The sequence below is a fragment of the Bacteroides sp. RTP31139st1_H2_RTP31139_211217 genome (assembly GCF_040227615.1).
Lineage (GTDB): Bacteria > Bacteroidota > Bacteroidia > Bacteroidales > Bacteroidaceae > Bacteroides > Bacteroides uniformis.
On sequence record NZ_JBCNZM010000348.1, the window covers coordinates 1 to 1,321 of the forward strand.

1 protein-coding gene is annotated in these 1,321 nt (G+C 40.3%); it reads right to left on the reverse strand.

The features are described 5' to 3' along the window. Positions 1–39: 39 nt before the first annotated feature. Positions 40–1,203, reverse strand: a complete 1,164-nt coding sequence (locus ABUA47_RS24830) for an IS4 family transposase (RefSeq protein WP_008666211.1) — start codon at positions 1,201–1,203, stop codon at positions 40–42. Positions 1,204–1,321: the final 118 nt, after the last annotated feature.

The window sequence follows — 1,321 nt, forward strand, 5'->3', positions numbered from 1 at the left end:
TCACTAGTGTCCACTAAAAATTTTTTGGTCACTAGTCGGTTAAAAATTAAATAAATTCGATTCACTTGAATCATTTAGCTCTTTGATATTTTTGAAATTCGATTTGTCGAACAAATCTCTAAGATGAGTTTTATCGGTTAGCGAGATGCCGAGTATTTGCAAGGTTTCGTAGATGCTTCGCTCTAACTTCATATCGTGTTGTACTATCGCCACAAGGCAGTAAGTAATTATGGCACAATATATTTGTATGCGTACAGCATTCTCCGAAGTTCCCCAAAACCTCTTTATCTTAAGGTGTTGTTTAATCCATTTGAAAAACAGCTCCACACTCCATCTATTTCGGTATAACCGAGAAATCAGCTCAGCCGAAGCGTCAAGATTGTTCGTCAGGAAAATGTATCGTGTGCCACTTTCGGGGTCTTCAACAATGAGCTTTCTAAGTTCATCGGGGTAATCCTTGGAACTTTTATAAACCGTAAAACATCCGATGACATCAGAAATGACACCTTCAGGCAATCTTCGCTTCCACGTTTTGGGCTTGATGCGTACATTGGTTTTGGCTCGTACAACGAAGAAAGCACCTATGCGGTCTATCGTATACAAGTTGCCAAAATCGTTGTAACCACGGTCAAATATATAATGCGCACCACGTTCATAAGGAATCACAGACATCGCTTTTGTATCGTGAATATTAGCAGGAGTAATATGCACAAATGCAGGAACTTCCGCTTCCACATCGTAGAGCGTATGCATCTTGATTCCGCCTTTATGCTTGCGGAATTTAGCCCACTCGAACACTGACAGACAAAGGTCAATCGTGGTGGAATCAAAAGCATAGACATGACCGTCAAGCTCAAAGATTCTTTCGATTCTACGCTTGCGCGCTTCGGCTATCATGAAGGTTGCATATTCCTGGAAGATGCGATAGTCACGTTGCTCGTTAGCCTTGCTAAGATTGCTTCGTGTTACGGACTTGCCGATTCCCAGATGATAGAGTTTTCCGGTGTGAGCCTCCAGTGACACGATGAGGTCTCTTAAACTCTCACGGTTGGAAAGTTGACCGAACATCATCGTAAGCAACTGATTCCAACAGGTATAGCTTTTAATGTATTTGTTGCCTTCATACTTCTTGACGATACGCAAGAACTTGAACTCATCAAGAAATGTGACTAATTGAGAAAAAACATATTTGTCTTTATTCATAACAGTCTGATTCAGACTGCAAAAGTAATTTCAAATCGTTGCGCACCAAATACCATTACAACAAACTGAATTTCAACAATTTCAAAGAACGACTATGATTTTTTAGTGGACACTAATG